General features: G+C 63.5%; 22 protein-coding genes. 10 read left to right on the forward strand and 12 right to left on the reverse strand.

Features of this window, described 5'->3' with window-relative positions; all coding sequences use genetic code 11:
• Positions 1-124 precede the first annotated feature (124 nt).
• The 4 genes from AC1RZR_RS02875 to AC1RZR_RS02890 all read right to left on the reverse strand — a co-directional run bounded on the left by AC1RZR_RS02875 (position 125) and on the right by AC1RZR_RS02890 (position 3,836).
• On the reverse strand, positions 125-1,108 hold the full coding sequence (locus AC1RZR_RS02875) for a 2-hydroxyacid dehydrogenase (RefSeq protein WP_481827574.1): 984 nt from the start codon (positions 1,106-1,108) through the stop codon (positions 125-127).
• The gene (locus AC1RZR_RS02880; protein WP_379101671.1) at positions 1,105-2,127 is read right to left on the reverse strand and encodes a LacI family DNA-binding transcriptional regulator; all 1,023 of its coding nucleotides are present in this window, start codon (positions 2,125-2,127) and stop codon (positions 1,105-1,107) included. Before AC1RZR_RS02880 ends, AC1RZR_RS02875 begins: the two co-directional genes overlap by 4 nt.
• 79 nt (positions 2,128-2,206) lie before the next feature.
• A complete protein-coding gene (locus tag AC1RZR_RS02885; protein ID WP_481827575.1) occupies positions 2,207-3,091 on the reverse strand; it encodes a DMT family transporter in 885 nt (294 codons plus the stop codon).
• A 337-nt stretch (positions 3,092-3,428) separates the two neighbouring features.
• Positions 3,429-3,836, reverse strand: coding sequence for a DUF2000 family protein (locus AC1RZR_RS02890; RefSeq protein ID WP_477272157.1), 408 nt, complete (start codon positions 3,834-3,836; stop codon positions 3,429-3,431).
• Between the two features lie 50 nt (positions 3,837-3,886).
• Here AC1RZR_RS02890 and AC1RZR_RS02895 point away from each other — a divergent pair, with 50 nt between their 5' ends.
• Complete coding sequence (locus tag AC1RZR_RS02895) at positions 3,887-4,759, forward strand: AraC family transcriptional regulator (RefSeq protein WP_481827576.1); 873 nt, start codon at positions 3,887-3,889, stop codon at positions 4,757-4,759.
• Between the two features lie 15 nt (positions 4,760-4,774).
• Here AC1RZR_RS02895 and AC1RZR_RS02900 read toward each other — a convergent pair whose 3' ends face one another.
• A complete protein-coding gene (locus tag AC1RZR_RS02900; RefSeq protein WP_095084311.1) occupies positions 4,775-5,245 on the reverse strand; it encodes a MarR family winged helix-turn-helix transcriptional regulator in 471 nt (156 codons plus the stop codon).
• Positions 5,246-5,462: 217 nt separating this feature from the next.
• Positions 5,463-6,194, reverse strand: coding sequence for an intradiol ring-cleavage dioxygenase (locus AC1RZR_RS02905; protein WP_481827577.1), 732 nt, complete (start codon positions 6,192-6,194; stop codon positions 5,463-5,465).
• A gap of 197 nt (positions 6,195-6,391) precedes the next feature.
• Between AC1RZR_RS02905 and AC1RZR_RS02910 the strand changes: the two genes are divergently transcribed.
• On the forward strand, positions 6,392-7,456 hold the full coding sequence (locus AC1RZR_RS02910) for a CobW family GTP-binding protein (RefSeq protein ID WP_481827578.1): 1,065 nt from the start codon (positions 6,392-6,394) through the stop codon (positions 7,454-7,456).
• A gap of 278 nt (positions 7,457-7,734) precedes the next feature.
• Positions 7,735-8,709: a WD40 repeat domain-containing protein gene (locus AC1RZR_RS02915; RefSeq protein WP_481827579.1), complete on the forward strand. Its 975-nt coding sequence runs from the start codon at positions 7,735-7,737 to the stop codon at positions 8,707-8,709.
• Positions 8,710-8,724: 15 nt separating this feature from the next.
• On the opposite strand, the gene AC1RZR_RS02920 is transcribed toward AC1RZR_RS02915, so the two are convergent.
• On the reverse strand, positions 8,725-9,177 hold the full coding sequence (locus tag AC1RZR_RS02920; protein WP_481827580.1) for a hypothetical protein: 453 nt from the start codon (positions 9,175-9,177) through the stop codon (positions 8,725-8,727).
• Between the two features lie 158 nt (positions 9,178-9,335).
• On the opposite strand from AC1RZR_RS02920, the gene AC1RZR_RS02925 reads away from it, so the two are divergent.
• The 4 genes from AC1RZR_RS02925 to AC1RZR_RS02940 all read left to right on the forward strand — a co-directional run bounded on the left by AC1RZR_RS02925 (position 9,336) and on the right by AC1RZR_RS02940 (position 14,930).
• Entirely contained in the window at positions 9,336-10,718 is a 1,383-nt protein-coding gene (locus tag AC1RZR_RS02925) for an aspartate aminotransferase family protein (RefSeq protein WP_481827581.1), read from the forward strand.
• A gap of 43 nt (positions 10,719-10,761) precedes the next feature.
• The gene (locus tag AC1RZR_RS02930; RefSeq protein ID WP_481827582.1) at positions 10,762-12,147 is read left to right on the forward strand and encodes a glutamine synthetase family protein; all 1,386 of its coding nucleotides are present in this window, start codon (positions 10,762-10,764) and stop codon (positions 12,145-12,147) included.
• A gap of 87 nt (positions 12,148-12,234) precedes the next feature.
• Positions 12,235-13,470, forward strand: a complete 1,236-nt coding sequence (locus AC1RZR_RS02935) for a putative DNA modification/repair radical SAM protein (RefSeq protein WP_481827583.1) — start codon at positions 12,235-12,237, stop codon at positions 13,468-13,470.
• Positions 13,471-13,472: 2 nt separating this feature from the next.
• Entirely contained in the window at positions 13,473-14,930 is a 1,458-nt protein-coding gene (locus AC1RZR_RS02940) for a UdgX family uracil-DNA binding protein (RefSeq protein ID WP_481827584.1), read from the forward strand.
• A gap of 2 nt (positions 14,931-14,932) precedes the next feature.
• On the opposite strand, the gene AC1RZR_RS02945 is transcribed toward AC1RZR_RS02940, so the two are convergent.
• The 4 genes from AC1RZR_RS02945 to AC1RZR_RS02960 all read right to left on the reverse strand — a co-directional run bounded on the left by AC1RZR_RS02945 (position 14,933) and on the right by AC1RZR_RS02960 (position 19,304).
• Positions 14,933-16,192: a glycerate kinase type-2 family protein gene (locus tag AC1RZR_RS02945; protein WP_481827585.1), complete on the reverse strand. Its 1,260-nt coding sequence runs from the start codon at positions 16,190-16,192 to the stop codon at positions 14,933-14,935.
• The gene (locus AC1RZR_RS02950) at positions 16,189-16,692 is read right to left on the reverse strand and encodes a heme-degrading domain-containing protein (protein WP_477272136.1); all 504 of its coding nucleotides are present in this window, start codon (positions 16,690-16,692) and stop codon (positions 16,189-16,191) included. The genes AC1RZR_RS02945 and AC1RZR_RS02950 overlap by 4 nt, the downstream gene beginning before the upstream one ends.
• Positions 16,693-16,770: 78 nt before the next feature.
• The gene (gene guaD / locus AC1RZR_RS02955) at positions 16,771-18,084 is read right to left on the reverse strand and encodes a guanine deaminase (RefSeq protein WP_481827586.1); all 1,314 of its coding nucleotides are present in this window, start codon (positions 18,082-18,084) and stop codon (positions 16,771-16,773) included.
• Positions 18,085-18,086: 2 nt separating this feature from the next.
• Complete coding sequence (locus tag AC1RZR_RS02960) at positions 18,087-19,304, reverse strand: urate hydroxylase PuuD (protein ID WP_481827587.1); 1,218 nt, start codon at positions 19,302-19,304, stop codon at positions 18,087-18,089.
• A 138-nt stretch (positions 19,305-19,442) separates the two neighbouring features.
• Between AC1RZR_RS02960 and AC1RZR_RS02965 the strand changes: the two genes are divergently transcribed.
• The 3 genes from AC1RZR_RS02965 to AC1RZR_RS02975 all read left to right on the forward strand — a co-directional run bounded on the left by AC1RZR_RS02965 (position 19,443) and on the right by AC1RZR_RS02975 (position 22,764).
• Positions 19,443-20,363, forward strand: coding sequence for a LysR family transcriptional regulator (locus tag AC1RZR_RS02965; protein ID WP_481827588.1), 921 nt, complete (start codon positions 19,443-19,445; stop codon positions 20,361-20,363).
• A gap of 122 nt (positions 20,364-20,485) precedes the next feature.
• Positions 20,486-21,505: an LLM class flavin-dependent oxidoreductase gene (locus AC1RZR_RS02970; RefSeq protein ID WP_481827589.1), complete on the forward strand. Its 1,020-nt coding sequence runs from the start codon at positions 20,486-20,488 to the stop codon at positions 21,503-21,505.
• On the forward strand, positions 21,502-22,764 hold the full coding sequence (locus AC1RZR_RS02975) for an LLM class flavin-dependent oxidoreductase (RefSeq protein ID WP_481827590.1): 1,263 nt from the start codon (positions 21,502-21,504) through the stop codon (positions 22,762-22,764). The genes AC1RZR_RS02970 and AC1RZR_RS02975 overlap by 4 nt, the downstream gene beginning before the upstream one ends.
• A gap of 14 nt (positions 22,765-22,778) precedes the next feature.
• Here AC1RZR_RS02975 and xdhC read toward each other — a convergent pair whose 3' ends face one another.
• The gene (gene xdhC, locus AC1RZR_RS02980; protein WP_481827591.1) at positions 22,779-23,687 is read right to left on the reverse strand and encodes a xanthine dehydrogenase accessory protein XdhC; all 909 of its coding nucleotides are present in this window, start codon (positions 23,685-23,687) and stop codon (positions 22,779-22,781) included.
• Between the last annotated feature and the right edge of the window lie 19 nt (positions 23,688-23,706).

A 23,706-nucleotide genomic window follows, 5' to 3' on the forward strand; every position in this document is an offset into this window, starting at 1 on the left:
CCTGCGAGATAGGTGGCAGCCGGCGGCTTTGGGTATGGAATCGAAACGATCTGTTCCCTGCCACTGGTGACAATCTATATCGTGGAATTTTCGGGCGGCTTCACAGCCATCGAGTTGCCTTTGGCTAGCTGGCAGCCTTCACGTTGACCGTTTCCGGCACCGGGGTCAGCGGCCGGCGCTCGGCGAACCAGGACACCAAATTGTCGACGCAGAGATCCGCCATGGCGCGGCGTGTATGGTGCGAGGCCGAGCCGACATGGGGCAACAGCGAGGTGTTCGGCGCGTCGAGCAGCGCCTTGGGCACGTTCGGTTCGTCGGCGAAGACATCGAGGCCGGCAGCGGCAATTGTGCCGTTGGCTAACGCTGCCGCCAGCGCTGCCTCGTCGACCGTGCTGCCGCGACCGATGTTGACGAAGACGCCGTTGGCGCCGAGCGCCGACAGGATTTCGGCGTTGACCGCCTTTTCCGTCGAGGCGCCGCCGGGCGCCACCGAAATCAGCGTATCGACCGCTTCGGCAAGACCTTTCAGCGTCGAATGGTACTCGTAGCCCAAGCCTTCGACCCGGCGTCGGTTGTGGTAGGCGACCGGCAACCCGAACGCTTCCAGGCGCCTCGCGATGGCTTGCCCGATTCGGCCCATGCCGAAAATGCCAACCTTGCGCCCGCGCAAGGTCAGCCGGCTCAGCGGATAGTTGCCCTTGCGCAGCCAGCTGCCGTCACGCAGCCAGGTCTCGGCGCGCGGCAGGTCGCGGACAGTGTTGATCAGCAGCCCGATCGTGGTGTCGGCGACCTCCTCGGTCAACACATCCGGCGTGTTGGTGACCATGATGTTGTTCGCGGCCGCATGGCCGGCATCGACCGAATCATAGCCGACGCCGAAGGAGGCGATGAGCTCGAGATTGGGCAACGCATCCATCATCGCAGCGTCGATGCCGGCAAACGAGGCGATAGCACGCACGTTGCTGCGCATCTCGTCGGTGACCAGCGCCGGATCGGCGCGTTCGATTCTAACCTTGTGGAAAGTGCGCTCGATGCGCTCGACGGCATGGTCGTTAAAGTGCCCCGGCACCAGAACGGCGACGGTCTGCAGTTGTTCGGCTTTGGTCATGCACGCTCCACCGGCTTGCCGGTCGACTGACGCACATGCAGTTCCGGCTTGATCAATTCCTGCGACGGACGCACCGTCTGCCCATTCAGCTTGTCGAGCAGCGCACTGGCGGCGCGGCGGCCAACTTCGCGCTGGCCGTTCCAGACGGTGGTCAGCGCCGGCGTCGCGATCGCGGCCTCTTCGAGATCGTCATAGCCGGTGACGGAGATGTCGACGCCCGGCACCAGGCCGGCACGTGCAATGCCGTTCATCAGACCGATGGCGACAAGGTCGTTCCAGCAGCAGGCGGCCGTCGGCTTGTCCTTTAGCGCCAGGAACTGCCCCGAGGCCTCGAAGCCGGCCTGTTTGGTGCGCGGGCCGGCGATGCGCCAGGACGGCCTGACCTCCAGCCCGGCCGCCTCCATGGCGTTGACATAGCCCTGGTAGCGATCGCGACCGGTGGAGGTCTGGTCGGTGCCGCCGATCATGGCGATGCGCTTGTGGCCGAGCGAGATCAGATGGTTGGTGGCGAGCCCGGTGCCATAGGCGTCGTCGCCGCGAAAGACCGGCACGTCGGCGCCTTCGACGGTGCGCGCGATCAGCACCGCAGGCAGGCCGTTCTCCTCGGCCATCAGGATGTCGGAAGCCGGTGTGCCGATGGCCGGCGACATGATGACGCCGTCGGCGCCAAGCTGCAAAAGCGTGTCGATGAAGGTGCGCTGCTTCTCCAGCTGGTCATAGTGGTTGGACAGTATGAAGGTCTGCCGGCTGCGGTCGAGTTCGCTTTCGATCGAGCGCAGGATCTCGGCGAAGAACGGGTTCATGATGTCGTGGACGACGACGCCGACAATGCCCGAACGCGAGGTGCGCAGGCTGGCGGCGCGTCGATTGTAGATATAGCCGATGGCGCGGGCGTGTTCCTTGATGCGGTCGCGTGTGGCGCCGGCAACCAGCGGGCTGTCACGCAGCGCCAGCGACACCGTGGCCGTGGATACGCCGAGCGCATCCGCGATCGTCGAAAGCTTGATTTTTTGTGCCAGCGCCTTGCGCTCCCCGAACGACCTGAGTTCCAGACCTAAACTGTTTAAAGGCGGCGTTATGCCATCGATCGGCGGCAAATCAAAGTTTTTTTGCCAACGCTTCCGCCTCGACATCCGAGGCCGCGCGGCTCTGCAGCCGAAGCCGGTGCTCGCGATGGACGATGTAGAGGCCGCTGGCGACGATGATTGCGGCGCCAACCAGTGTCCAACGGTCGGGAAACTGATTGAAGACGATCCAGCCGGAAATGATCATCCATACCATCTGCGAATAGGGATAGGGCGCCAGTGCCGTGGTCGTCGCAAGCCGGTAGGCCTGGACCAGCAGCCAGTGACCGACGCCGCCGAACACGCCAAGCATGAGCAGCACGAACCAGTGCCAGCCGTCATGCGGCAGGGAGAACGAAAACGGCAGCAAGGGCAAAAGCAGCACCGCCGGCGCCAGTGCCGAGAACAGGATGAGGCTTTCCGAGGTCTCGCTCGCCGACATGCGGCGCGTCATGATGACGTAGAAGCAGTTCGACAGCATCGAGCCGAGCGCGAAGAGATGCCCGATGCCGAAGACCCCTACGCCTGGCCGGGTGATGATGAGAACTCCGGCGAAGGCAGCCAGGATCGCCAGCCAGCGCCGCCAGCCGGCCCATTCGCCAAGCAACGGGCCGGCGAGTGCGGTAATCACCATCGGCCCGAAGAAATAGATCGAGGTGGTCTCGGCCAGTTGCAGGGACCTGAGCGCCAGGATGTTGAACATGGTCGAGCCGAACAGGAACAGACCGCGCAGGATATGGGCCGGCAGGTTGACCGGGCGAAACCGCACCGGTTGGCGCCAGCCGCGCAAAAGCGTGCCGACCAGCACGACATGCACGGCAAAGCGTACCCAGGCGACGATCAGCGCGGATACGCCGGCCAGGACGAGATATTTGCTGCTGGTGTCGAGAAAGGTGAAGAAGACATAAGTGGAAAGCATGCAGAGGATCGCCACCGGCGGCGTTGCGCTTTCTGGATGTCTTTGGGGAGCATTCACGTGCAGGCCGGATGGAAAGCTGGGCTGAAGCCCACCTTTGCGGGAAACGCGGCTTGCCAGCAAGCCAATTGTCGCGCGCCGCCACGCCAAAGCCGGTTGGCACAACAACAGCCGCCGGCAGGCTTAGTCCATGGGGCGATGGTGTGTTGAGATTCAGGTCAGGCCGAGCCGAAAACGGTGGCTTTCGAGAACCGGAGCGGAGCGTACTTAGAGTACGTGAGCACCGGAAGCGCAGGAGGCCGCCGTTTGCAGGCCAGCATCACCTGAATCTCGACACACCTTAGGCGTGCATGCGGGCACCCTTGGTGATCTTGTCGACGATCTTCCTGTCGGCGCGAAGCGCGATGCCGACCACCTTGGCGTCATCGGGCGCGAATTCGGCAAAGACGGCGCGGTTGGCTACATCGTGGCCGGTCGCGAACATCTCCTCGACATAGAGCGATGTCGTCACGCCGCGCTCCAGCGTGCGCCGGTGGATCGTGCCGAGCGTCGCCTGGTCGGCGGACAGCACGATGACCGGCTGGATTGACAGTGGATTGTAGAGATTGCCGGCGCGGTCGCGATAGGATTCGCCGATGATGTCCGCAAACTGGGCAACAATGCCGCTGGTCAGGAAAGCGGTGACGTTGAGTTTCTGCCAGACCGGCAGATCCTCCCTGAGGACGATTGCAAATTTCGTATCGAACATGAGACATTGACCATTCGAGTTTGTGCCCCAATGCGAGGCTGAAGGAGAAGATGTCGCACGATCTAGGCAGCCAGGCCTTCGAGGGTCTTGGACGTTTGTGCACTGATGCAGCGGAAAACTGCATCATCTCCGCCTCCGACCCTGCCGGCATGGAGCGGATCGAGGCGCGCTTCCATGGCAGCGCCTTCGACCTGCATCGCCACGACACCTATGCGATCGGGGTGACGCTGCACGGCGTGCAGACGTTTCGCTACCGCGGCGCGACACGCCACAGCCTGCCAGGCCAGATCATCGCGCTGCATCCCGACGAATTGCATGACGGCGGCGCCGGCACCGAGGACGGCCTGCGCTACAGGATGCTCTATCTCGAGCCGTCGCTGATGCTCGACTGCCTTGGCGGCGCGTCGCTGCCCTTCGTCAGGGAGGGCGTGCTGACGGACGACACCTTGTGCGCAACGCTGCTTTCGGCGCTGGGGCCGCTGGATGAGGAACTCGACGAGCTGTTCGTTGCCGATTTCCTTGCGCGGCTGATGCAAAGCCTGGCCCGGCATGCCGGCCAGCCGGCAAAGCCGATGGCCAGAACGGCATGGCGGGCGGCCACGCTGGCGCGCGACTATCTCACGGAAAACTTCGGCCGCCCCGTGCGTTCGGGCGAATTGGAAGCGATCACCGGACTCGATCGCTATGCCCTGTCACGGCAGTTCCGGGCCGCCTTCTGCACCAGCCCGCATCGCTTCCTAGTGATGCGCCGGCTTCAGCGCGCGAGGCGGATGATCGCTGCCGGCGAGCCCCTGGCGCAGATCGCCATCGCGGCCGGCTTCAGCGACCAAAGCCATTTTATCAGGCAATTCAAGAAAGCGTTCGGCTTGACACCGGGGCGGTGGTCGTCGCTGATCCAGGGCGCTGCGGCGGCAGCGGCTTGATCGTTGCGCCGGCGATCAGTCGTCCGTCTCGGCGTCGTCGTCGATCAACACCAATTCCTCGTTCGAGAGGTTGGCCTCGATGCGGGCAAGCAGCTTGAACAGCGCCTTCTGGTCCTTCTTGTCGAGGCCCTTCAGCGCCTGCTTTTCGGTCTTCTTGACCGATTTCTCGATGGCGTGGATGATGTCGCGGCCAGTGTCGGTCAGGAAAATATGAGCCTGGCGAGCATCGGCCGAGGAGGCGCGCTTTTCCAGGAAACCCTGCGCCTGCAGCCGGTTGATGGTCTTGGTGATGGTCGGCGGGCGCACGCCGAGGCGACCGGCGAGATTACCCGGCGTCTGGCCGTCTTCACGGTCGAGCGCCAGCATGATCTGGTCCTGGCCGGCATAGAAGCCGTGCGCCAGAAGCCGCGCCGCGAGCGCGGTTCTTGCCAGCCTTGCCGCAGAATGCAGCCGGCTCATTGTTGCAGTCTTGTCCGCCTTGGCCATGGTCATCCCTCTTCGGCCGTACCGGTGCGATCAGCATAGACGCAGCCGGCCGGTTGGCAATCGACGATCAAAAAGATTCCGGCGCTCCAAACAGCTTTGCCGGCAAGCATTGTGGTGTCCGCCGTGGCTAATGCCAGATGTTTATTTCAGTTAGATGACAAACGACTTTTCGCGACAGGAGTTTTCGCCGCGGGCGACGTGCGTGAGGAAATGCGGCTCAGCCGAGCTTCATCGCGACGACCATCAGCGCCTGATAGGCATCCTCCACCTCGCGCAGTGCGGCTTGCGACAGCGGTCCGGCCTGCCTGGCAATGCCGTCGCTGGCGTTCGAGGTGTCACGCTGGCCGGGCCTGTCATTGTATGGCGCGACAGTGGTGAAGATCTGTTCGCTGAGACTGTCGGGGAAAAACAGCTGGCCGGTCATCACCGAACTGTCGTCGGGGAAGACCTTGAAATGGATATGGGTGGTGCGGCCGCGGTACCAGCCGGGATAGATGGTGGCGAAGGAAACGATGCCGCTTGCATCGGTCTTCTGCCAGCCACGTAGGAAGGTCTGGCCCGACGTGTCGACATCGCGGCCGTCACCTTGTCCCGGGTAGCCCGAATAGGCCCCTTGCGCGTCGCAATGCCAGATGTCGACACGGGCGCCGGCAAGCGGGCGGCAGGCCGCGTCGACAACCTGCAGCCTGACCGTGAGGGCAAGGCCCTTCTTGCCTTCGGTGACATCGTCACGTTCGAGTTTCGGGTCGAAATAGAACGGCCCTTCCGTCACCTCAGGTGTGATGGCACAGACGCCGGCACCGCTTTCGAACAGGGTAAGCCCGGCATAAGCCGAAGACTGGGCGGCGATTGCCGCGGCTGGCAGGAAGGCACCACCACCGGCGGTCACCGCGATCAAGCCGAGCGCCTTGCGCCGGCTCAAGGAGAAGGAGGATGGCTTGCCGGACATATCTGCCTCTCGAATTGGCCTCCAGCGTCCTGATCCAGGCTGCGATGGCGGCTCTCACCAATGAAAATTCGGTAATTTCGGCAAGCCGGTTTGGCCCATCGGTTTGCCTCGTGCAAAAACCCGGCACACATCCTATATGGAGCCGACAATCCCTTTTTCGAGGCCTTTTTCAAGGCGCAGATTCTTCGAGGCAAGCCATGAGCGACGCACAGACGCAGATCCCCGTAACCGTTCTCACCGGCTATCTCGGCGCCGGCAAGACGACGCTACTCAACCGCATCCTGTCGGAAAACCACGGCAAGCGTTACGCCGTCATCGTCAATGAGTTCGGCGAAATCGGCATCGACAACGAATTGATCGTGGAATCCGACGAGGAAATCTACGAAATGAACAATGGCTGCGTCTGCTGCACGGTGCGCGGCGACCTTATCCGCGTCGTCGAGGGGCTGATGCGCCGGCCGGGCCGTTTCGACGCCATCGTGGTCGAGACCACCGGCCTCGCCGATCCGGTGCCGGTGGCGCAGACCTTCTTCATGGACGACGACGTGCGCTCCAAGACCAGGCTCGACGCGGTGGTGACACTGGTCGACGCCAAGCATCTGCCGCTGCGGCTCAAGGACTCCAGGGAAGCCGAAGACCAGATCGCCTTCGCCGACGTCGTGGTGCTCAACAAGACCGACCTCGTCACCCCGGAAGAACTCGCCAAGGTCGAGGCGACGATCCGCGCCATCAATCCGGCGGCGAAGATCCATCGCACGACACGCGCCGGCGTCGCCTTGTCCGAAGTGCTCGACCGAGGTGCCTTCGACCTGTCCAGGGCGTTGGAAAACGATCCGCATTTCCTCGAGGCGCATGACGATCACGATCATCATGACCATGACCACCACGATCACGATGGCCACCACCACCATGATCATGACGGACACGACCACCACCATCACGCGCATCCTTCCGATATCCACGACGTGACGGTGCAGTCGGTGTCGCTGCGCGGCGGCGAGATGGACTCGAAGAAATTCTTCCCGTGGATCGAGAAGATCACCCAGATGGAAGGCCCCAACATCCTGCGGCTGAAGGGCATCATCGCGCTCAAGGGCGACGACGAGCGCTATGTCATCCAGGGCGTGCACATGATCATCGAAGGCGACCACCAGCGCGCGTGGAAGGATGGCGAGAAGCACGAGAGCCGGCTGGTGTTCATCGGCCGCGAACTCGACGCCGAGCGGCTGAAGAAGAGCTTTGACGCCTGCCAGGCGGCCTGATTTCGCTGTCCTTCTTCCTTCTTCCCTTGTGGGAGAAGGTGGCCGAGCGAAGCTCGGTCGGAAGAGGGGTGTTCCAGCTTGGCATTGACAGAACTCCGTCCAGCACCCTCAATCGTCTTGGCGCTGCGCCAATCCACCTTCTCCCACAAGGGGAGAAGGAAGAAGCCGCTCTGGCGCCCTCTTCTCTCCCTACGACGCTCCGAAGCACGGGTTGAGACCTATGGCCCAACCCCGTAAGGGTGAGTCGCAAGCAGAATCTCGAATGGAAATAGTCTCCCATGCCGACCGTCGCCCCGCTTGATCTCGAAGGCCATTGCATCGCCGCCGTCTTCCTCGCCGACGTGCCGCATTTCGCGCTGGCCGATGGTGCCGTCCATCGGCTCGACCATGGCCACAAGACAGTCCAGGCCAATGACGGGCTGCTCGCCGCTTTCCATGATACTGCCAATGACCGGCTGATCACCGGTGGCGAGGACGGCAAGGTGTTTGCCGTGAAGGCAGGCGGCAATATCCAGGAACTGGCGAGCGCCGGGAAAAAATGGATCACAAGCGTCGCCGCCGGACCGCAGGGCGCCATCGCCTATGCGACGGGCAAGACCGCCTTCGTGCGCTTCGCCGACGGCAAGACCAGGGAATTTGCCCATCCACGTTCGGTCGAGGGGTTGGCGTTCTCGCCCAAGGGCATGCGCTTCGGCGTTGCCCGCTACAATGGCGCGACGCTGCATTTCCCGGCCACCGAAGGCAAGCCGGCGGAGCTCGAATGGGCCGGCGCCCACACCGGCATCACCTTTTCGCCGGACGGTGCCTTCCTTGTCACCACCATGCAAGAAAACGCGCTGCACGGCTGGAAGCTCGCCGACGGCAAGCACATGCGTATGACCGGCTATCCCGGCAAGGTCAAAAGCCTTTCGTGGAGCGTGAAAGGAAAATGGCTGGCGAGTTCCGGCGCGCCGGCGGCGATCGTCTGGCCGTTTTCGGGCAAGGACGGGCCGATGGGCAAGGCGCCGCTGGAACTCGGCACGCGCGGCAACGCCATGGTGACGGCGGTCGCCTGCCACCCGAGCCAGGATGTCGTCGCCGTCGGCTATGATGACGGCATGGTGATGGCGGTGCGCTTTTCCGATGCCAAGGAAGTGCTGTTGCGGCGACCGGGCAAGGGCGCGATCACCTCGATGATGTGGGACAAGGAAGAACGCCGCGTCGCCTTCGGCAGTGCTGCCGGCGACTGCGGCGTCATCGACATCACCGGGTAGCTTCAAAACAGCGGGTCACTCGGCGCCGCAGGAAACCTTGCCGGTCAGATCGGCGGTTTTGCCATCGCCGTCCTTGTCAGCCGTGCTGTCATAGACGGCAAGCGTGTACTGCCCGTCATAGACGCCTTCGTCGCTGGTCTTGGTCAGGATCGTCAGTTCGACATAGTTGTAGGCATCTGCGAGCTGATGCTCCTGGTAGATGTTCAGCCGCAACTCCTTGTTGTCCAGCCAGTACTGGGTCAGGTTGGAATCCTCAAACACCGTCTTGCGCAGATCGTCACTGGCGGGCCGACCAAGAATTTCAAGGTTACCGTTGAAATTGAAAGTAGGGCCGCCCATGCCTCTGGTGACGCCGGCGCCGACCTCGAATTTCACCGCCGTATCATCGACATTGCACCAGATGCCGCCGGAGGCGAAGGCCGTGCCGGCCGACAGGAACAGCGCCGCTGCACAGATGATCGTCCGCATTTCCCCTCCCAGCACGCCCATTGCCATCCACATTGGTGCTGACTTCGGGTTCCAGGTCAAGCACCGCACCAGCGGCTGAGCCAATGCAGGGCAGATGCGCGGCCGATTGCGGTTGCGGACACGGATTGGCTAAGAGGGAACCGACCAGAGGGGTTTTCATGCACAGCAGCGACACTTCAAGGACGTCCATCGGCGGCATCGATCGCGACCGCATTGCCGATCTGCTGGAGATCGAGGCGGCAGCCTTCCGCAAGGCGCGGCCGAAATCACTGGCGAAGGTCGGCAACGGCCTGCCCGGCTTCTTCGGTGGCGTGCCGATGCACTGGATGAACGACTGGCCGACGCCGTTTCCGATCCTGGTCGACAACGCCAGGGGCGCCACGATCACCGACATCGACGGTATTAGGCTCGACGATTTCTGCCTCGGCGACACCGGCTCGATGTTCGGCCATTCGCCGCCGCCGGTGGCGCGCGCCATCCGCCGCCAGGCCGGGCGCGGCCTGACCTATATGCTGCCCTCCGAAGACGCGCTGGCCATCGGCCCCCTGCTGCAGCAGCGTTTCGGCCTGCCGTTCTGGCAGATCGCGACGACGGCGACCGACGCCAACCGCTTTGCGCTGCGGGTTGCCCGCGCCGTCACCGGGCGCGAAAAGATCCTGGTCTTCAATGGCTGCTATCATGGCTCGGTCGACGAGACGATGGTGCGGCTGGTCGATGGTATCCCGGTCAACCGGCCAGGGCTGGCCGGCGAATTCCGCGACCTGACCCGCACGGCCAAGGTGATCGAGTTCAACGACGTTGCCGCTCTGGAAGCCGCCCTGAAAGACAAGGACGTGGCCTGCGTCATCGCCGAGCCTGTGCTGACCAATTCCTGCATGGTGCTGGCCGATCCGGGCTTCCATGACGCGCTGCGCAGACTGACGCGTGAAGCCGGCACCCTGCTTCTGATCGACGAGACGCATACGATCTCAACCGGCCCCGGCGGCTACACCAGGAAATACGGGTTAGAGCCGGACCTCTTCGTGTTGGGCAAGCCGATCGCCGGCGGTGTGCCGGCAAGTGTGTGGGGCATGAGCGACGATGTCGCCTCGCGCTACGCCGGCTACAACAGGACCAAGGAGCCGGGTTATTCCGGCATGGGCACGACGCTCTCGGCCAATCCGTTTCAGTTCGCGGCGATGCGCGCGACGCTCGAACAGGTGATGACCGAGGAAAACTACGCCCGCATGGACCATCTGGCGCGGCGGCTCGATGCCGGGCTGACCGGCGTGATCGACCGCTATCGGCTGCCCTGGCATGTTGCCCGCGTCGGCGCGCGCGTCGAGTTTATCTGCGCACCCGGTCCGCTGCACAATGGCGCCGAGGCGGAGACGGCGCATGCGCCGGAACTGGAAGCGGCCATCCATGTCGCGCTGGTCAATCTCGGCGTGCTGATCGCGCCCTTCCACAACATGATGCTGATCTCGCCTGCAACCACCGGTGCCCAGGTCAACCGGCTGATCACCGCCTTCGGCGCGGTTGCGGCAAAGCTTGCGGCATGAGACAAGCTGACCGATGGGCGCGCCAAGCAAAGCCGGACAGATCATGACCTCACCTTCGGGCTCGACGCCCACCGAGGCGCAAGCCTTTCTCGACGCCCATCCCGAGATCGAAGCTTTCGATATCGTGCTGACCGACGCCAATGGCGTCGGCCGCGGCAAGATCGTGCGCCGGCACGAGCTCAAGAGCATTTTCGAGAGCGGCCGGCATATGCCGATCTCGATCCTCGGCCTCGACATCACCGGCGAGGACGTGCACGAGACCGGTTTGATCTGGACCACCGGTGACGGCGACCTCAGGGCCTGGCCGATCCCCGGCACGCTGGTGCCGCTCTACGGTACAAATCCGCCGCGCGGCCAACTGCTGATGGCGATGTATTACCTCGACGGCCAGCCGATGTCGTCGGATCCGAGGCTTGCGCTGGCACGGCAGGTCGATATCCTCGCGGCCAAGGGGCTTTATCCGGCCGGCGCCTTCGAGCTGGAATTCTTCCTGCTGGCCAATGAGCGCGATGCCGACGGCAAGGTGCAGCCGGCGCGCGCGGTGCTCGATGGCCGCGTCTCGGGCAAGACCGAAGTCTATTCCGTCGATCACCTGCACGGCATGGAGCCGCTGTTCTCAGACATCTATGCGGCGGCCAAGGCGCAAGGCATTCCGGCCGAGACGGTGATTTCCGAGTATGCGCCCGGCCAGTATGAATTGACGCTGAACTACCGCAAGGACGTGATGCGGGCGGCCGACGATCTGGTCATGCTGAAGCGGCTGGTGCGGGCGCAGGCGCGGCGCCACGGCGTCACCGCCTGTTTCATGGCCAAGCCGATCGAGAAATATGCTGGCTCGGGCATGCATTTCCATGTCTCGCTGCAGGACAAGGCCGGCCGAAACGTCTTTGCCGAATCCGGTGGCGAGAGCTGGTCGCTGCCGTTGCTGCAGGGGCTCGGCGGCCTGATACAGACGATGGCCGAATCGATGCTTGTGTTTGCACCGCACGCCAATTCCTGGCGGCGCTTCGTGTCGCAATCCTATGCACCGGTGGCGCCGACCTGGGGCGTCAACAACCGTTCGGTGGCGCTGCGCGTGCCGGCGGGCGACGCGAAGAACCGGCGCATCGAGCACCGGCCGTCCGGCGTCGACGCCAACCCCTATCTGATCGCCGCGACGGTGCTTGCCGCCATCATCAAAGGCCTCGACGAAGGTCTCGACCCCGGCCCGGAAACGACAGGCAATGGTTATGAGGCAGCGATCACGCGCACGACGATGCCGGTCGACTGGCGTGCCGCCATCGAAGCAGCCAGGGCGTCGAGCTTCCTGAAGGGCGCGCTCGGCGATGACCTGCACCGCACCTTCGTGGCGATCAAGCAGTCAGAATACCTGCGCGTGGCACGCACGGTCAGCGAACTGGACTACCACCTCTATCTGCACGAGGTGTGATGGCTCTGTGATCGGGCGGCGATCACTTTTTAGCCGCTTCCAACAAATGAGGTGGCGCGCCAGCCCTTAAGAACATACCATGAACGGATGAGTGCACTCACCGTCCGCGAAAAGCTTGCAATCCTGTCCGATGCCGCCAAGTACGACGCCTCCTGTGCCTCGTCGGGTGCGGCGAAAAAGGATTCGCTCAAATCCGGCGGCATTGGTTCCACCGAAGGCATGGGTATCTGCCATTCCTACGCGCCGGACGGGCGTTGCATTTCGCTGCTGAAAATCCTGCTGACCAATTTCTGCATCTATGACTGCAGCTATTGCATCAACCGCTCGTCGTCGAATGTGCGGCGCGCCCGCTTCAGCATTGACGAGGTGGTGAAGCTGACCATGGATTTCTACCGGCGCAATTACATTGAGGGCCTGTTCCTATCCTCAGGCGTCATCCGCTCGCCAGACGAAACCATGGGCGAGATGGTCGAGGTGGCGCGAAGGCTGCGGCTGGAGGAGAAGTTCTCCGGCTATATCCATTTGAAAACCATCCCGGAGAGCTCGCAGGAACTGGTCGAGATGGCAGGACTCTACGCCGACCGGCTGTCGATCAATGTCGAACTACCCACCGACGAGGGAGTCAAGAAATTGGCACCGGAAAAGAAGCCGGAAACAATCCGACTTTCCATGGCCAGGTTGCGGCAGAAAATGGAAGAAAAAGCCGAACCTACACTGAGGACCAAAAAGCGCGAACGCTTCGCGCCGGGCGGGCAGTCGACGCAAATGATTGTCGGCGCCGACAAGACCTCCGATGACGGCATCCTGCACACCAGCGCGCGGCTCTACGGAAGCTACCATCTGCGACGCGTCTACTATTCCGCCTTCAGCCCGATCCCGGATTCGTCGTCGTCCCTGCCCTTGCAGAAGCCGCCGCTGATGCGCGAACACCGGCTTTATCAGGCGGACTGGCTGATGCGGTTCTACGGATTTTCGCAGCCGGAGATCCTGGCTGGCAGCAGCGATGGCATGCTCGACCTCGCCATCGATCCGAAGCTGGCCTGGGCGCTGCGCAACCGAGGACAGTTTCCCATCGACATCAACCGTGCCGACCGTGAGGCGCTGCTGCGCGTTCCGGGTCTTGGCACCAAGGTGATCGCGATAATCCTGGAGACCCGCCGCCACCGGCGGCTGCGGCTGGAAGACGTCGGACGCCTCTGCCAATCGATCGCAAAATTACGCCCGTTCATCATTGCCGAAGGGTGGTCGCCGGGAACGCTCACTGACAAGGCCGGATTGCGCGGCAAGATCGTGCCACCTTGCGAACAATTGGCGCTGTTTTGACCATGCGGCCGGCACAGTTCGACTTTGCCAGATACGGCGTGCGGCTCGACAGCGAAACGGACTTTTCCGGTTGGCGTGATGCGGCACGACGGCTGGCGCTGAATGAGGTCAGGCCCGAGGACATCGGCTGGCATGTCGAGCCGAGCTCCAATCAAAGCGATTTGCCGGCCGTGCCTGCGGGCGTGCAACTCGTTGTCCCGCGCGAGTTCATCGAGCATGCCGAAATCGCCTTCTGCCACGCCGACCCCGACCGGTTCGCCCTTCTCTACCGGGTGCTGTGGCGGCTGCGCACAGAACCCAAGCTGCTAGCGATCGCATCGGATCCCGACACCGGGCGCCTCGATACTATGGAAAAGGCGGTGCGGCGCGACATCCACAAGATGCGCGCCTTCGTGCGGTTCCGGAAGATCGGCGACGGTGATGAGGAGCGCTATGTTGCCTGGTTCGAGCCGGATCATTTCATCGTCGAGCGCAACGCGGCTTTCTTCGTCAGGCGTTTCACCGGCATGCGCTGGACGATCCTGACGCCGCATGTGTCAGCCGATTGGGATGGCGAGAGGCTGGCGATCGGGCCAGGCGCTGCCAAGGGCGATGCGCCAACGCAGGATGACACCGAAGCGCTGTGGCTCACCTATTTCGAGCACATCTTCAATCCGGCGCGGCTGAAGGTAAAGGCAATGCAGAAGGAGATGCCTAAGAAATACTGGCGGAACCTTCCCGAGGCCTCGCTCATTCCAGATCTGATCGCAGGTGCGGACAAGGCCGCCAAAGACATGATCACCAGAATGCCGACGACGCCCGCGCCGCACCACGCCAAGGTGCAGGCTAGGCATTGGCCGAAGCGTGAGCCCGCCACGCAGGAAGGCGATGCGGCACGCATTTCCGAACTGCGCCAGGCGGCGAAGGGCTGCCAGCGTTGCCCGCTTTGGCGCGACGCGACCCAGACCGTGTTCGGCGAAGGTCCTGATGACGCCAAGGTGGTGTTCGTCGGCGAACAGCCGGGCGATCAGGAAGACCTCGCCGGCAAACCTTTCGTCGGTCCGGCAGGCAAGGTGTTCGACGCCATTCTCGCTGACGCGGGGGTTGACCGCCAAAAGGTCTACGTCACCAACGCGGTCAAGCACTTCAAATTCGAGCCGCGCGGCAAGCGGCGCATCCACTCCAAGCCAAATGCCGGCGAGGTTCAGGCGTGCCACTGGTGGATCGACAGGGAATTCGAACTGATCAAGCCAGACCTTGCCGTGGCACTTGGCGCAACGGCGGCGTTGTCGCTGCTGGGTAAGGCGATCGCGGTGACAAAGATGCGCGGCCAGGTGATCGAGCGCGCGGACGGCTTACGCATCTTCATCACCATCCACCCCTCCTTCATCCTGCGCATCCATGAACCTGCCGACAAGGAAGCCGAACGCGAGCGTTTCCTGCACGACATGAAACAGGTGAAGCGGCTCATGGCCGGTTGAGATTACCTGATGAGGATGGCTCGTAGGTCGTTGACATTCGTGCCCGTAGGGCCGGGTACGAACAGATCGCCAACGGCGTTGAAGGCCGTCCAGGCATTGTTGCCGGCCAGCATTGCCTTGGCGTCCACACCCGCTGCACGCATGCGTGACACGGTCGAGCTGTCGGCAAAGGCGCCGGCATTGTCTTCCGAACCGTCGATGCCGTCCGTGTCGGCGGCCAGCGCGTGGATGCCATCGACGCCATTGATGCCGATGGCGAAGGCGAGCAGGAATTCCGAGTTGCGGCCGCCCTTGCCCTTGGCGCGCAGCGTCACGGTTGTCTCCCCCCCGGACAGGACCAGCACCGGCTTTGGAAATGGCCGGTTGCGCGTCGCCACTTCGCGGGCGATTGCCGCATGGACGCCGCCAACCTCGCGCGCCTCACCCTCGATGGCGTCGGAGAGGATGACCGCTTCAACGCCTTGCCGCTTGGCTTCCGCCGCCGCCGCTTCGAGCGACACGCCGGCGGAGGCAATCAGGTGCACCTCGTTGCGCGAAAAGCGTTCATCGCCGGGACTTGGTGCATCGGCGGCCGGCGCGTTGATATGCGCCATCACCGCAGCCGGCAGTTTCATGCCGTAGGCTGATATCGACGCCAGCGCGTCCTCGCGGCTGCCGGTGTCGGGGACGGTCGGACCGGAGGCGACCAGCGCCGGATTGTCGCCGGGAATGTCGGAAACGACCAGCGACACCACCTTGGCCGGCCAGGCGGCGGCCGCCAACCGGCCACCCTTGATGGTGGAGATATGCTTGCGGATAGTGTTCATCGCCGCGATCGGGGCACCGGACGCGAGCAGCGCCTCGTTGACGGCAATCTCGTCGGCCAGCGTCAGGCTGCCGGCGGGCGACGGCAACAGCGCCGAACCGCCACCGGAAATCAGCGCCACGACCAGATCGTCCGCCGTCAGACCCTGGACCTTGGCCAGCAACCGTCGCGAAGCTTCCAGCCCGGCGGCGTCCGGAACCGGATGTGCCGCCTCGATGATTTCGATGCGCTCACATTGCGCACCATAACCGTAGCGGGTGACGACCAGCCCTTCGATCGGGCCGTCCCAGCCTTTCTCGAAGGCCGCCGCCATCTGCGCAGAGCCTTTTCCGGCGCCGATGACGATGGTGCGGCCGCCGGGCTTCGCCGGCAAATGATCCCGGATGGTTCGCTCGGGATCGGCGGCGGCGACGGCGGCGCCGAAAATGGCGGTGAGGAAGGCCTTGGGATCGCTCATTTTTCTTCCGGGGGCAGTACCAGCCCGCGCTTGTCGATGCCCAAATGATCGCACAGCGCCTCTACGACGACGCCATGATCCTCGCGCTCCGGCAGGCCGGAGACGGCGATCACACCGATGACACCGGCACCCTTGACGGTGACTGGAAAACCACCACCGGCCAGCACATAGTCAGCGATATCCAGCCCTTCGCCGATCTTGAAGGTGCGATCGGGGCGCTGCTGCTCCAGCACGCTGCGATAGCTGCTTTTCAGGAACCGCTTGACGACATTGATCTTGCGCCGCGCCCAGTCGGGATTGGAAGCGTTCGAGCCGGGCATCGCGGCATAGAACAGCGGCCGGTCGAAGGTTCTGATGTCGACGATAACAGGCAGGTTCTCGGTCAGCGCGCGATCACGGATGGCCGAACCGATCTTGAAGGCGACGGCCTCATCGAAGGCGGGGAAGACAAGAACTTCTTCCTGTCTCTTGATCAGTGCGATGTCGTCAGCAACGGCCATGTCGTTCCCCTGTCAACTTCGCCGCACGCTTTGACCGATGGCTGCCGCCGGGTCAAGCAAAGAACACATCGAAGCGTTCTACGTCGCCATGTCGGTCTTGGCCGCCCGCCCGGCGACATAGACCTCACGCACGGCGCGGTCGTCGCCCAAGGTCTGCAGGAGAAACAGCTCCTGCGCCAGCGTCTCGACCGTCTCCATCCTGAGCCGCATCGCCGGCGTCGCCCTGGCGTCAAGCACGACGATGTCGGCATCGGTGCCTTCGTCCAGCGTGCCGATCTTTTGCGCCACCGACAGTGCCTCGGCATTGCCGCGCGTCATCTGCCAGAAGGACTGGAAGGGATTGAGCTTCTCGCCGTTCAGCGCGATTACCTTGTAGCCTTCGTCCATGGTGCGCAGCATCGAATAGTTGGTGCCGCCGCCGACATCGGTGGCAGCGGCGATACGGATCGGCTTTTCGCGGCGGCGGAAGCGTTGATAGTCGAACAGGCCAGAGCCGAGGAACAGGTTCGAGGTCGGGCAGAACACCGCCACCGAGCCCGTTGCTGAGAGCGCGTCCGCCTCGCGCTCCGACAGATGGATGCAATGGCCGAACAGGCTCTTTTTCCCCAGCAGCCCGTAATGCTCGTAGACGTCGGTGTAGTCACGCGACCACGGATAGAGTCCCTGGGTGAACGCGATCTCGGCGTGGTTTTCCGACAGATGCGTCTGCATATGCAGGTCGGGATGTTCACGGAAGAGCGCGCCAGCCATCTCCATCTGCTGCGGCGACGAGGTGATGGCGAAGCGCGGTGTGATCGCATAGTGCTGGCGCCCCTTGCCGTGCCATTCCCTGATCAGCGCCTTGCTGTCCTCATAGCCGGATTGCGGCGTGTCGAGCACGCCGTCGGGCGCATTGCGGTCCATCATCACCTTGCCGGCGATGTTGAGCATGTTGCGGTCATGCGACTCGGCAAAGAAGGCTTCAGCCGACGCCTTGTGCACCGAGCAGTAGGCTGCCACCGTCGTTGTACCATGGCGCACCATCTCGTCGAGGAACAGCCGCGCGATGCGGCGGCCATGCTGCGCATTGGCGAACTTCGTCTCTTCCGGAAAGGTGTAGGTGTTGAGCCAGTCGAGCAGTTCGGCGCCATAGGAAGCGATGACCTGCATCTGCGGGAAATGCACATGCGCGTCGATGAAGCCCGGCAGCAGCAGATGGGGCCGGTGGTCGACCTTCCTTGCGCCCTCGCCGGCCTGTTTCTCGACTTGCGCATAGGCGCCGGCGGCGACGATACGACCGTCGCGGATCAGCAGGCCGCCATCCTCCTCGTAGCGCCAGGCGGAATGGTCATCGATGGTCTCGGGCCAACGCACGAAGGACAGCGTGCGGCCGCGCAGAAGTGTCGAGGTCATGCTTATTTCCCCGCGCCTTCGAACCAGGCCACCAGCAGCGCCCGTTCCTTGTCGGTGATCTGGGAGACGTTGGCGGGCGGCATGGCGTGGCTGCGTCCGGCCTGCAGATAGATCTCACGGGCGTGGTTGGCGATGTCGGCGTCGGTGTCGAGCATCACGCCCTTGGGCGCGTGGTAGATGCCCTCATAGACCGGCTCCGCCGCATGGCACATCGAGCAGCGGCCGAGCACCGTGTCGCGCACGGCCGGGAAGTGCGCGGAGGCGACATAGACCTGCGCCGCGGCGGACTCTTTGGATTCGCCGGTCAGCACCTTCGGCGCGGTCGACAGCCAGATGATGATGATGAACAGCACAAGGGCTCCCAGCCAGGTCCAGGTTGGGTTGCCCTTGCGCGCATGGACGCTGTTGAAATAGTGCCGGATCAGCACGCCGATGATGAACACCAGCGAGGCAATGACCCAGTTGAACTGCGTGCCGAACGCTAAGGGATAGTGGTTCGACAGCATCAGGAACAACACCGGCAGCGTCAGGTAGTTGTTGTGCAGCGAGCGCTGCTTGGCGATCTTGCCGTATTTCGGATCGGGCTTGCGGCCGGCGATGAGGTCGGCGACGACGATCTTCTGGTTGGGGATGATGACCATGAAGACATTGGCCGACATGATCGTCGCGGTGATGGCGCCGAGATGCAGGAAGGCGGCACGCCCGGTGAACAGATGGGTGAGCCCCCAGGCGACGAACACCAGCACGCAGTAGAGCACCAGCATCAGGCCGGTGTCGCTTTTTCCCAGCGGCGAGCGGCACAACAGATCGTAGACCACCCAGCCGACGCCGATTGTCGCCAGTGACAGCAGGATGCCGACCGGTACCGACATTGGCAGCACGTTGGGATCGATCAGGAACAGATCCGCCCCGGCATAATAGACGACGCACAGCATGGCGAAGCCGGACAGCCAGGTGGCGTAGGATTCCCATTTGAACCAGGTCAGGTGCTCGGGCATCTCGGCAGGCGCCACCAGATATTTCTGGATGTGGTAGAAGCCGCCGCCATGCACCTGCCATTCTTCGCCAAAGGCGCCGACGGGCATGCCCGGCCGCTGGCGCAGGCCGAGATCGAGCGCAACGAAATAGAAAGACGAGCCGATCCAGGCGATGCCGGTGATGACATGCAGCCAGCGCACCGCAAAGCTCAGCCAGTCCCAGAAAATCGCGAAATCCATCATTGAAGTCGTCCCTGCCGATGACGCGACTTTACGGTGTCGCGCGCAAACGGAAAGAGGCGAGGTGTGCGATGACTTTCAAAAAAAAATGGAAAATACTAGAGTCGTTGCGCGCAGCTGGATGAAAGCCACGAAATCCGCATGGCCTATCTCGACAACATCGCTGTCTTCGTTCGCGTGGTCGAACTCGGCAATCTGTCGGCGGCAGGGCGTGACATGCGAATCTCGCCGGCGGTCGCCTCCAACCGCATCAAGGAACTGGAGAAGCACCTTGGCGTGCGGCTGTTCAACCGCACCACACGTCAATTGATGCCGACCGAGCATGGCACGGTTTTCTATTCGGGAGCCAAGCAGGTGCTGGAGGCGATCACCGAAGCGGAAGCCGCCGTCTCGGCGCTTTCCGGTCAGCCGCGCGGCACCATAAAGGTGACGGCACCGCTCGGCCTCGGCCGCAGGCTGGTGGCGTCGGGCATTCCCGACTTCCACGACAGATACCCTGACATCGAGGTGCGGCTGAGGCTGTCCGACCACAATGTCGACATCATGAAGGAGGGCATCGATGTCGCGTTCCGGCTTGGCATCATCGAGGATTCCAGCCTCAGGATGCGCGGCATCATGGAATGCGAACGCGTGCTGGTGGCGGCACCGAAGTATCTGGAGGCGCGCGGCGAACCCATTGAGCCGCAGGATCTGATCGGCAAAAAGCACGACTGCCTGATGCTGCGTTACTCCGGCGCGCGCGAATATGTGTGGACGCTGCAGACCCCCACCGGCCCGCAGAAATTCGAGGTGCACGGACCCTACGACACCGACGATGGCGATGTGCTGACCGGCTGGGCGCTGTCCGGCCGCGGCATCATCAACAAGCCGCGCTTCGAGGTCGAACCTTTCATCCGCGACCAGCGGCTGAAGGTGATCCTGGGCAGCACGCCACCAACGCCGGTGCAATTCGCCGCCGTCTATCCGCACAAGAAGCTGCAGGACCCCAAGGTGCGGCTGTTGCTCGACTTCATGGCCGAGCGCTGCCAGCGGCTGATCAACGACCTGCTTGCTGGCAAATAGGGGCTGGCCGGAAAGTGATGGCTGGCCGGCAAGTGACCAGTAGTTGGCCCAGCGCCAGCGGTTGCCATCGCTGGATGTGGCGAACATAGTTCCGATGGCATTTCGTCTTGCAGGGACCATCGATGGACAACGGCGCCACAATGCATCTTGCCGTTTCGCCGTATCCGGTAACCACCGATCCATCGCCCGGGGGCGAGCCGGACTTCAGCCTTCTGGCGCGGTTTGTGCAAAAGGCCGAAGCGGCCGGGCTGGATATGGTGATTTTCGCCGATTCCGCGCCGGCGTCCGGCAGCGATGCTGCAAACAGGCAGACGCCCTTCGAAGCGACGACGTTGCTGGCCGCACTGGCGACGGTGACGGGCAGGATCGGGTTGGTCGCCGCTGCCTCGACGGTCGCGCACCAGCCCTACAATCTGGCGCGCCGTTTCGCGTCGCTCGACATCATCAGCCATGGCCGCACCGGCTGGAATGTGACCATGGCGCAGGATCCGCGCGAAGCGGCCAATTTCAGTCGTCCCGAGGGCTTTTCGCCCGACGACTTTCGCCGCCGTACCGAGGAATACATTGGCATCGTCCAAGGCTTGTGGCAGGGCTGGGATGCCGACGCGCTCAAGTTCGACAAGGGCAGCGGCCGCTTCCACGATCCCGAAAAGATGCATTTGCTCGACCACAAGGGCGCGTTCTTTTCCGTGCGCGGACCGCTGAACGTCGCGCGGTCGCCGCAGGACAGACCGGTGCTGGTCCTGTCCGGCCTGTTGGTATCAGACATGGATCGCGCCGCCCGCACCGCCGATGTCGTCCTGCTGGACGACGGGCCGATCGACAGTGCGAAAGCACGCTATGACGATCTGAAGCGGCTTGTTGCCGCCTGCGGACGCCACCCGGGCGCCGTGAAGGTGCTGATGAATGTCTCGCCGGTCACGAATGATAAGCCGGCCGTCATCGCCGACAAGCTGGAAGAACAGTTCCGGGCGAAACGCTGCGACGGGTTCAACATGCTGATGCCGGCGCAACTTTCGGCACTCGACGATTTCGTCGATCTGGTTTTGCCGGAGCTTCGGCGGCGTGGCCTGTTTCGAGAGAGCTATCCCGGGGCAACCCTGCGCTCGCATCTCGGCCTGACGGCGGGAGGCGACCAATGACTGCTCCCCGCCAGATGAAGCTCGGCGCCTTCCTGTGGGCGACTGGCCACCATATCGCCGCCTGGCGCCACCCCAAGGCGCATGCGACCGCTGGCATCGACATCGAGCACTACATCCAGCTGGCGCGCACGGCGGAAGCAGCGAAGTTCGACATGGTCTTCTGCGAGGACGCCGCCGGCCTGCGCGAAGCCAATGTCGGCATCGCCAGCCAGACGTCACGCTCGATCGGCTTCGAGCCGATCAGCCTGCTTTCGGCTCTGGCCGCCCAGACCAGCCGCATCGGTCTCGTTTCCACGGCCTCGACAAGCTACAACGAGCCCTACGGGCTGGCGCGGACCTTCCTGTCGCTCGACCATCTGAGCGGCGGCCGGGCCGGCTGGAACCTGGTCACGTCAGCCAGTCCCATCGAGGCTGCCAATTTCGGCTCGACCGGCTTGCGTCCACATGCCGATCGCTATGAACGGGCGCGTGAATTCGCCGAGGTGGTCGCCGGGCTTTGGCGCGGCACGCTCGACGGAGCTTCCGGTTATGACGGCCAGAGCTTTTCCGTGCGTGATGCGCTCGACCTGCCGCGTTCGCCGCAGGGCGCACCGGTGCTGGTTCAGGCCGGCGCCTCGGATGTCGGCCGCGACCTAGCCGCCCGCACCGCCGACGTCGTGTTCACCGCAGCACAGACTTTCGAGGAGGCGAAGGCGTTTTATGACGATCTGAAGGGGCGTCTGGCGGCCTATGGGCGCGAGCCGGACGACATCAAGATCATGCCCGGCGTCGCACCGGTGGTGGCGGAAACCGAGGCCCGAGCCCAGGAAAAATACGAGGAGTTGCAGGAACTCATCCCCGACGATGTCGGCGTAGCACTGCTGTCCAGCTATCTCAGCATTTCCGATCTGTCGCGCTATCCGATCGACGGACCGCTGCCGGAGCTGCCGCCCAGCGAAGGCATGCAGAGCCGGCAAGCGCTGGTCATCGAGCAGTCACGTCGCGACAACCTGTCCATCCGCCAGCTGGCGCGGCATTTCGCGGGTGCACGTGGCCATTGGCGCATCGTTGGAACGGCGACCCAGATCGCCGACGAGCTGCAGGCGCGGTTCGAAAGCGGCGCGGCCGACGGTTTCAATGTCATGCCCTCCTACTTCCCCGGGGAACTCGACGCCTTTGCCACGCTGGTCGTACCGGAACTGCAGCGGCGCGGCCTGTTTCGCAAAGACTACGAAGGCCGCACGCTGCGCGACCACCTGGGCTTGAAACGGCCGGCATAAGCCGCGACACAAGCTTAGCCGGCTATGACCTTGGGGCGCGAGGCCCGATCGGGGGCTGATTTTGCGACGTGGACAACCAGCGCCGTCATGATCTCGGCGGCCGCGAGCGCTGCGATGACGGGCGGGCGCTTGTCCCTCACGGAATCGCCGCCGATCGGCGAGACGAGGCGGGCGAATTCGACTTCGCTGCCGTCCGCCGATTTCAGGAACCAGTTCCTGAACGTCGCTTTCTTGGTCTTCGAGCCTATCATGCCGACATAGGCGGTGTCGTCGCGCTTCAGCGCTTCGGCGACGACCAGGAAATCCAGCGCATGGTCATGGGTGAGGATAGCGAAAGCGCTGCCGGCCGGAGCATCGCGCACCATCGCTTCCGGCATCGGCGTCAGCCGCGTCTCGACGGTTTCCGGCATGCCATCCAGAGCCTCGGCCCGCGTCTCGATGACGACGGCATGCACAGGAAGAAGGGCCACCGCGGAGGCCAGCGCCTGGCCGACATGGCCGCCGCCGAAGATGTAGACATAGGGAAGGTGCGCCTCTTCGGCTTCCGCGGCTGCGACCAGCTCCTGCGCCAACGCCGCATCGACGAGCCGGATCAACACTTCGACGCGGCCGCCGCAGCATTGGCCGATCTCGGGGCCGAGGGGCACGTCGAGGGTCGCGCAGACCTCGTCGACCTCGATGCGGGCTTGCTTGTCCCGACGGCCTTGGCTGGCCGGTGAAGACCCCAGCATCTGCCGTGCCTTGTCGATGGCCATATACTCGAGCTGGCCGCCGCCGATCGTGCCAAAGATTGCCGCTTGCGAGACGAGCATGAAGGCGCCTTTCTCGCGTGGCGTCGAGCCTTTGGTGCCGGCCACTTCGACCAGGGCAACCCGGCCGGCAGCGCTGAGAAGGGCTTTCAGGCTTTGCACTTTCGAGTTCATCGCTCTCGTTCCCGATTGG

The organism is Mesorhizobium bavaricum (assembly GCF_056781655.1).

What these genes read in the sequence shown, in the direction of transcription:
- AC1RZR_RS02875 (WP_481827574.1), bottom strand. Translation starts at nt 1,108, where the DNA reads ATGACCAAAGCCGAACAACTGCAGACCGTCGCCGTTCTGGTGCCGGGG.
- AC1RZR_RS02885 (WP_481827575.1), bottom strand. Translation starts at nt 3,091, where the DNA reads ATGCTTTCCACTTATGTCTTCTTCACCTTTCTCGACACCAGCAGCAAA.
- AC1RZR_RS02890 (WP_477272157.1), bottom strand. Translation starts at nt 3,836, where the DNA reads ATGTTCGATACGAAATTTGCAATCGTCCTCAGGGAGGATCTGCCGGTC.
- AC1RZR_RS02895 (WP_481827576.1), top strand. Translation starts at nt 3,887, where the DNA reads ATGTCGCACGATCTAGGCAGCCAGGCCTTCGAGGGTCTTGGACGTTTG.
- AC1RZR_RS02900 (WP_095084311.1), bottom strand. Translation starts at nt 5,245, where the DNA reads ATGGCCAAGGCGGACAAGACTGCAACAATGAGCCGGCTGCATTCTGCG.
- AC1RZR_RS02905 (WP_481827577.1), bottom strand. Translation starts at nt 6,194, where the DNA reads ATGTCCGGCAAGCCATCCTCCTTCTCCTTGAGCCGGCGCAAGGCGCTC.
- AC1RZR_RS02910 (WP_481827578.1), top strand. Translation starts at nt 6,392, where the DNA reads ATGAGCGACGCACAGACGCAGATCCCCGTAACCGTTCTCACCGGCTAT.
- AC1RZR_RS02915 (WP_481827579.1), top strand. Translation starts at nt 7,735, where the DNA reads ATGCCGACCGTCGCCCCGCTTGATCTCGAAGGCCATTGCATCGCCGCC.
- AC1RZR_RS02920 (WP_481827580.1), bottom strand. Translation starts at nt 9,177, where the DNA reads ATGCGGACGATCATCTGTGCAGCGGCGCTGTTCCTGTCGGCCGGCACG.
- AC1RZR_RS02925 (WP_481827581.1), top strand. Translation starts at nt 9,336, where the DNA reads ATGCACAGCAGCGACACTTCAAGGACGTCCATCGGCGGCATCGATCGC.
- AC1RZR_RS02930 (WP_481827582.1), top strand. Translation starts at nt 10,762, where the DNA reads ATGACCTCACCTTCGGGCTCGACGCCCACCGAGGCGCAAGCCTTTCTC.
- AC1RZR_RS02935 (WP_481827583.1), top strand. Translation starts at nt 12,235, where the DNA reads ATGAGTGCACTCACCGTCCGCGAAAAGCTTGCAATCCTGTCCGATGCC.
- AC1RZR_RS02940 (WP_481827584.1), top strand. Translation starts at nt 13,473, where the DNA reads ATGCGGCCGGCACAGTTCGACTTTGCCAGATACGGCGTGCGGCTCGAC.
- AC1RZR_RS02945 (WP_481827585.1), bottom strand. Translation starts at nt 16,192, where the DNA reads ATGAGCGATCCCAAGGCCTTCCTCACCGCCATTTTCGGCGCCGCCGTC.
- AC1RZR_RS02950 (WP_477272136.1), bottom strand. Translation starts at nt 16,692, where the DNA reads ATGGCCGTTGCTGACGACATCGCACTGATCAAGAGACAGGAAGAAGTT.
- guaD (WP_481827586.1), bottom strand. Translation starts at nt 18,084, where the DNA reads ATGACCTCGACACTTCTGCGCGGCCGCACGCTGTCCTTCGTGCGTTGG.
- AC1RZR_RS02960 (WP_481827587.1), bottom strand. Translation starts at nt 19,304, where the DNA reads ATGATGGATTTCGCGATTTTCTGGGACTGGCTGAGCTTTGCGGTGCGC.
- AC1RZR_RS02965 (WP_481827588.1), top strand. Translation starts at nt 19,443, where the DNA reads ATGGCCTATCTCGACAACATCGCTGTCTTCGTTCGCGTGGTCGAACTC.
- AC1RZR_RS02970 (WP_481827589.1), top strand. Translation starts at nt 20,486, where the DNA reads ATGGACAACGGCGCCACAATGCATCTTGCCGTTTCGCCGTATCCGGTA.
- AC1RZR_RS02975 (WP_481827590.1), top strand. Translation starts at nt 21,502, where the DNA reads ATGACTGCTCCCCGCCAGATGAAGCTCGGCGCCTTCCTGTGGGCGACT.
- xdhC (WP_481827591.1), bottom strand. Translation starts at nt 23,687, where the DNA reads ATGAACTCGAAAGTGCAAAGCCTGAAAGCCCTTCTCAGCGCTGCCGGC.